Origin of the sequence: Blastomonas sp. (assembly GCF_041747255.1) — a bacterium.
Lineage (GTDB): Bacteria > Pseudomonadota > Alphaproteobacteria > Sphingomonadales > Sphingomonadaceae > Blastomonas.
This window is the reverse complement of sequence record NZ_JBGTFM010000508.1, coordinates 1-5810: the sequence shown is the minus strand read 5'-3', so window position 1 is coordinate 5810 and position 5810 is coordinate 1. Positions and strand designations below refer to the sequence as shown.

Sequence of the window (5810 nt, the reverse complement as noted above, 5' to 3'; positions counted from 1 at the left end):
CGCGGCCCCAGCGGCACCATCGGCACCAACAAGCCCGATGGCGCGCTCGCCGCCGCACAGATTGCCGCCGACCTCAGCAAGGGCGCGGGCCGCAAGGGTTATGACGCGTTGCAGCCGCTGCTTATCCGGCGCGGCGTTGATCCGGTCAGCTTTGTCGACTGGAAGATCATCGAACAAGCCGAAGCCGCGCGCGCCCGGCCCGGATCACCCCGCGAGAAATTCACCCGCATCGCCGAGATGCTGGCCGCCCGGCAATAAGCAGCAGGAGAGATTTGCATGTTCGACCTGATCATCCGTGGCGGCACCATCTACGATGGCCTTGGCGGCGCGCCGTATGTCGGCGACATTGCCATCAAGGGCAGCATTATCGCCAACATCGGCGACATTGCTGGCCATGCGCGCGAGGAAATCGACGCCAATGGGCTGATCGTGACCCCCGGCTTCGTCGACATCCACACCCATTATGACGGGCAGGCGACCTGGGATGACGTGATGGCGCCATCTGCCTGGCACGGCGTGACCACGGTGGTGATGGGCAATTGCGGGGTCGGCTTTGCGCCCGCCGCGCCCGATCGGCACGACTGGCTGATCCGGTTGATGGAAGGAGTCGAGGACATTCCCGGCACCGCACTCGCCGAGGGCATGACCTGGGACTGGGAGAGCTTCCCCGAATATCTCGATGCCCTCGAGCGCCTGCCGCGCACCATCGACATCGGCACGCACGTGCCGCACGGCGCGGTGCGCGCCTATGTGATGGGCGAACGCGGAGCAGCTAACGAAGCACCGACCGACGCAGATATCGCCGCAATGGTGGACATCGTCGAGGACGGGCTGCGCGCCGGAGCACTCGGCTTTTCCTCCTCGCGCACGGTACTGCACAAGTCGGTCGATGGCGTGCTGGTGCCGGGCACCACCGCCACCGCCGAGGAGCTGATCGGCATCGGCCGCGCGATGGGCCGGGTCGGCCATGGCGTGTTCGAAATGACCTCTGATCTGATGCCAGAATGGCGCGAATTCGATTGGATGACCGAGCTGTCGAAGGAAACCGGGCTGCCGGTCACCTTCTCTATGCTGCAGTCGCCGATGAAGCAGATGCACTGGACCGAGCAGATGGCAGCCTGTGCCGAGGCCAACCGCTCGGGCGGTCGGATCGTCGCGCAGATCTCGCTACGCGGCACCGGCGTGGTGATGAACTGGCGCGGCACCGTCCACCCGTTTGTTCAGCGCCCGAGCTGGCGCGCGATTGCCCACCTGCCCTGGGGGGATCAATTGGCACAGCTCAAGAATCCAGCGTTCAAGGCGCAGTTGCTTGGCGAAGACAACCTGCCGCCGCCCTCGCCCGATATCGCCGCATTGGTAATGCTGGTGACCGCAGGCTGGGCGCTACAGTTTCCGATGCGTGAGGGCTTCACCTACGAGCCGACGCACGACGAGAGCATCGCCTTGCTCGCCGACAGCGCGGGCCGCAACCCGGCCGAATATGCCTATGACGCGCTGATGGCCGATGACGGCAACGGCTTTCTATATCTGCCGATCCTCAACTATCAAGACGGCAACCTCGATTTCATCAAAGGGCTGCTCGAGCGCGACGATACGGTTGTCTCGCTATCCGACGGCGGCGCGCATTGCGGCACGATCTGCGATGCCGCCGCGCCGACCTTTCTGCTGAGCTACTGGACACGTGATCGCAAGGCAGGCACCATCTCGGTTGAGCTGGCGGTCAAGCGCCAGTGCCATGACACCGCGCGGCTTTACGGGCTCAATGATCGCGGCGTGCTCAAGCCCGGCTATCTCGCGGACATCAACATCATCGACCTCGCCCGGCTGAAACTGAAACAGCCATGGCTGGCCTTCGATCTGCCCGCCGACGGCAAGCGCCTGCTGCAAAAGGCCGATGGCTATGTGGCGACGATCAAATCGGGCGAAGTGACCTTCCGCGAAGGCGAGGTCACAAAGGCGCGGCCCGGCGGGCTGATCAGGGGCCCGCAGATTGTCGAACAGCGGGTGGCGGCCGAGTAATCAGATTGCCATCCGCAGGACCACCCCATCAGGCAGGAAAAAGCCGTTAAACCTGTTGTTTGTCAATCGAAGGCTACCAATTCCATCCAAATGAAATGCTTGGCCCAAGCCCTGCATCGCAGGATCTTTATCAGTTCGAAAATCGATCAATCCGATATCCAGGCTAGGTAGTCTATCCCGATTGTTTGAGATAACATTCGCAACTGCATTAAAAAATTCAAATTTATCAGTTGTTTGACTTGAAGGCACAATCCAGAGCCGCCAGGTGTCAACCTCAGAATTATATACCCAAATCGCTGCGCGCGGTTTGATGCTGCTCTGGTCCAAAAGCTGAACCAGCACCTGCCCCTCAGCTACCAGTGCATCTTGATCCACTGCATTACTCCATGGTTCATCTCGACCACTGCTTGTATCAGCAGCTGGGCTGACATGGCCTCAACAACTTCATATCGCACATTCGGCGACCACTCCGCAACGATTCCCCAGTTGGCCTGAAACCGCCGGTCTGCATCTTGAGCAGCCCTTAGTTCGCGCGCCAAGCCCGCCAACCTTACCAGCGTCAAAAAGTCGTGAGTGTAGATTTTGTCTCCAAACGCCTTGTCGGGAATGGTTTCCGCCAAGACCTGTTTCGCAGCGCAGGCCTTCAAACCGAGTTCTATGGCATACCCGCCTAAATAGTAAGCAGACGAAAAACGACGTGCATCAAGAAGAATTTGGCCATCAATCAGCTTTGCCTCAGCAAGTTTTTGAAGCTGATCGCGACGCAAGGCCATGGCATCGAACCATTAAACCCGCATCGGCATCAGCACGTAGAGCGCGCTGGCCTTGTCGTTTTCGCGGATCAGAGTCGGGGCGCTGCTGTCGGCGAGGTGGAGTTCGATCACATCGCCTCCAAGCTCACCCAAAATGTCGAGCAGATAGCGCGCGTTAAAGCCAATCTCGAAGCCCTCGCTGCCATAATCGCCCTCGACCTCTTCGGCTGCAGTGCCATTTTCGGGGCTGGTTACCGAGAGGGTGATCTTGTCCTTCTCCAGCGCCATCTTGACTGCGCGGGTCTTTTCGGTGGCGATGGTCGCAACCCGGTCAACGCCCTGCTCGAATGCGCGCGGGTCGATCTTGAGCAGCTTGTCGTTGGCGGTCGGAATCACGCGGCTGTAATCGGGGAAGGTGCCATCGATCAGTTTCGACGTCAGGATCGCACTGCCCAACGTGAAGCGGATCTTGCTCGCCGACAGGTCGATCTGCACTTTGGCATCGCCGCGCTCATCGAGCAGCTTGCGCAGTTCATTGATGCATTTGCGCGGCACGATCACGTCGGGCATGCCCTCTGCGCCTTCGGGGCGGTCAAGCGTCACCCGGGCGAGCCGGTGCCCGTCGGTCGCGGCGGCCTTGAGGACCGGGCGATCGTCGTCGGCAACGTGCAGGAAAATGCCGTTGAGATAATAGCGGGTCTCTTCGGTCGAAATCGCAAAGCGGGTCTTGTCGATGATCTGCACCAACTCGGCCGCCGCCAGCTCAAAGCTCGTCGGCAATTCGCCCTCGGCAATCGTCGGGAAATCGTCGCGTGGCAGCGTGGGCAAGGTGAAGCGGCTGCGCCCGGCGCGCACCAGCATCTTGCCATCGGCGGCATCGAGCATCACCTGGCTGCCATCAGGCAGCTTGCGCGCAATCTCAAACAATGTGTGCGCCGAGACCGTGATCGCGCCCGCCGATTCCACCGCATAAGCGCTCATCGTTTCCACGACCTGCAGATCAAGATCGGTTGCGGTGAAGCGCAGTGCGCCATCGGCCGAGGCTTCAATCAGCACGTTGGACAGGATGGGAATGGTGTTGCGGCGTTCAACCACCGACTGAACATGGCTGAGGCTCTTGAGGAGCGTCGCGCGTTCGATTGTCGCCTTCATGAAAAAAGTCCCCCGAGGCGCGGAACGGCCTCTGTCCCAAATGTTAGGTCCGGCATCAAAATGCAGAATCCGGACCCGCTTAATTAACAATAATGGCTTTTGCCGCAAGCCGATAGCCATCAAAACCGACATAAACTGTGGAAAATGCCGCTTAATGGTTGCGCAATCGCGCGGCAGTGCCGACACGGACGTCTTATGGCCCGTTCCCCTGACTTTTCCGTGCCGCAACTGCGCGGACGCCTGTTCATCGCACGGCACGGCGAAACCGTGTTCAACGCGGCCAAGCGGTTGCAGGGCGACCATCTGCATACACCGCTGACCCGCGACGGCTTCGCCCAGGCCGATGCGATGGGGGCGGCGCTGGCGCAGGTGCTGGGTCTGGCCCCTGCGATCTCACTGTGGGCGTCTGACACCGGGCGTGCGCTGCAGACGCTGGCGATCATCAGCGAGCATCTGGGGCTCAACTGGCACGAGGCCCAACGCGACCCTCGGCTCGCAGAGATTGGCATGGGCAGCTGGGGTGGGCGCTATTATGCCGATGTCGTGGCAGAGGTGGGGCCGGTGGTCAGCGCGCCCGAAATGCTGCTCACTCCGGCCCCGGATGGCGAAACCTATCCGCAGATCGCCGCGCGGCTGCTGGGTTGGCTGGCCGATCATGGCGCTAGCCCGGGCGATACACTCATCATCATGCACGGCATTTCCAGCCGGGTTTTGCGCGGGCTGCTGCTCGGCGCGCCGGTGCATTCCAGGTTCGGCGCGCCGGTGGCAGCGGGCCTGCCGCAGGGATCGGTGGTGATGATCGAGAGCGGGCACGAAGAGATCGTGGTCACCGGCACCGGCGGAGGCCACGCTTGAGCTGTCGCAAGGTGATCACAGCAACGTTGGTGCTGATCGCCTGCGCGACCAGCCCGGCGATTGGCCGCGACAGCTTGGGCATGTTCGATCGCTGGGGCGCGTTCCGCGATCCGCAGGTGCCACGCTGCTATGCTATCGCCCAGCCTGAAACGGTGCGCGGCGCGCGCCAGTATCGCCCCTTTGCCAGTATCGGCTATTGGCCCAGGCGCGGCGTGCGCGGCCAGTTTCATCTGCGTCTCAGCCGCAAGCGCGCCAACGACAGCGCGATCACGCTGACCATCGGCGCGCGCCGCTTTACCCTGATCGGCGGCGGCGGCGATGCCTGGGCGAAGGACAAGGCGATGGATGCCAGCATCATCGCCGCCATGCGCTCTGCCCGCGAGATGACGGTTAGCGCGAAGGGGGATAATGGCCGCGACATCCGCGATGTCTACACGCTGAAAGGCGCCGCCACCGCGCTCGATGCAGCGGCATTGGGCTGTGCTGCACGCCGGTAGCAATTTACGGCGCGATTGACTATGTGGCGCGGATGACAGCTGACAAAACCATGGACATGGCGATCCCCGGCCATATCGATCCTGTGCCCGTACCACGCGCGATTACGCCGCGTGCCGATGGCCGCACTGACCTGATGGGGTTGATGCGCGAGGACATTCGCGTGCTGCTTGAGGAGGCCGGGCTTGATGGCAAGCAGGCCAAGCTGCGCTCAAAGCAGCTGTTCCACTGGATTTATCATCGTGGGCTGACCGATTTTGACGGCATGACCGATATCGCCAAGACGATGCGGCCATGGCTCGCCGAGCGCTATGTCATTGGTCGCCCGCAGATCATGGAGGCGCAGGTGTCGAGCGATGGCACCCGCAAGTGGCTGCTGCGCACCGATGACGGCCAGGACTACGAGATGGTTTTCATCCCCGATGCAGATCGCGGCACCTTGTGTGTCTCCAGCCAGATCGGCTGCACGCTCAACTGCCGCTTCTGCCACACCGGCACGATGCGGCTGGTGCGCAACCTGACGCCGGGCGAGATCGT

At 61.9% G+C, this 5810-nt stretch carries 6 protein-coding genes and 2 pseudogenes; 5 read left to right on the top strand and 3 right to left on the bottom strand.

The window, feature by feature from the left end; all coding sequences use genetic code 11:
• Together ACEW8G_RS16760 and ACEW8G_RS16755 are read left to right on the top strand one after the other, a co-directional pair.
• Positions 1-258, top strand: a pseudogene (locus ACEW8G_RS16760) (pyridine nucleotide-disulfide oxidoreductase); the annotation flags it as partial.
• Between the two features lie 18 nt (positions 259-276).
• Entirely contained in the window at positions 277-2019 is a 1743-nt protein-coding gene (locus ACEW8G_RS16755) for an amidohydrolase family protein (protein WP_373489531.1), read from the top strand.
• On the opposite strand, the gene ACEW8G_RS16750 is transcribed toward ACEW8G_RS16755, so the two are convergent.
• From ACEW8G_RS16750 to dnaN, 3 genes are read right to left on the bottom strand one after another with little or no spacing between them, the layout of a single operon-like run.
• Positions 2020-2394, bottom strand: a complete 375-nt coding sequence (locus ACEW8G_RS16750) for a hypothetical protein (protein ID WP_373489530.1) — start codon at positions 2392-2394, stop codon at positions 2020-2022. It lies immediately after the preceding gene.
• Positions 2373-2792, bottom strand: coding sequence for a hypothetical protein (locus ACEW8G_RS16745; RefSeq protein ID WP_373489529.1), 420 nt, complete (start codon positions 2790-2792; stop codon positions 2373-2375). Before ACEW8G_RS16745 ends, ACEW8G_RS16750 begins: the two co-directional genes overlap by 22 nt.
• Before the next feature lie 12 nt (positions 2793-2804).
• A complete protein-coding gene (dnaN, locus tag ACEW8G_RS16740) occupies positions 2805-3923 on the bottom strand; it encodes a DNA polymerase III subunit beta (protein WP_373489528.1) in 1119 nt (372 codons plus the stop codon).
• Positions 3924-4118: 195 nt separating this feature from the next.
• Between dnaN and ACEW8G_RS16735 the strand changes: the two genes are divergently transcribed.
• The 3 genes and pseudogenes from ACEW8G_RS16735 to ACEW8G_RS16725 all read left to right on the top strand — a co-directional run.
• A complete protein-coding gene (locus tag ACEW8G_RS16735; protein WP_373489527.1) occupies positions 4119-4778 on the top strand; it encodes a histidine phosphatase family protein in 660 nt (219 codons plus the stop codon).
• Positions 4775-5275: a hypothetical protein gene (locus tag ACEW8G_RS16730; protein WP_373489526.1), complete on the top strand. Its 501-nt coding sequence runs from the start codon at positions 4775-4777 to the stop codon at positions 5273-5275. The genes ACEW8G_RS16735 and ACEW8G_RS16730 overlap by 4 nt, the downstream gene beginning before the upstream one ends.
• A gap of 32 nt (positions 5276-5307) precedes the next feature.
• Positions 5308-5810 (top strand): annotated as a pseudogene (locus ACEW8G_RS16725) (23S rRNA (adenine(2503)-C(2))-methyltransferase RlmN); the annotation flags it as partial.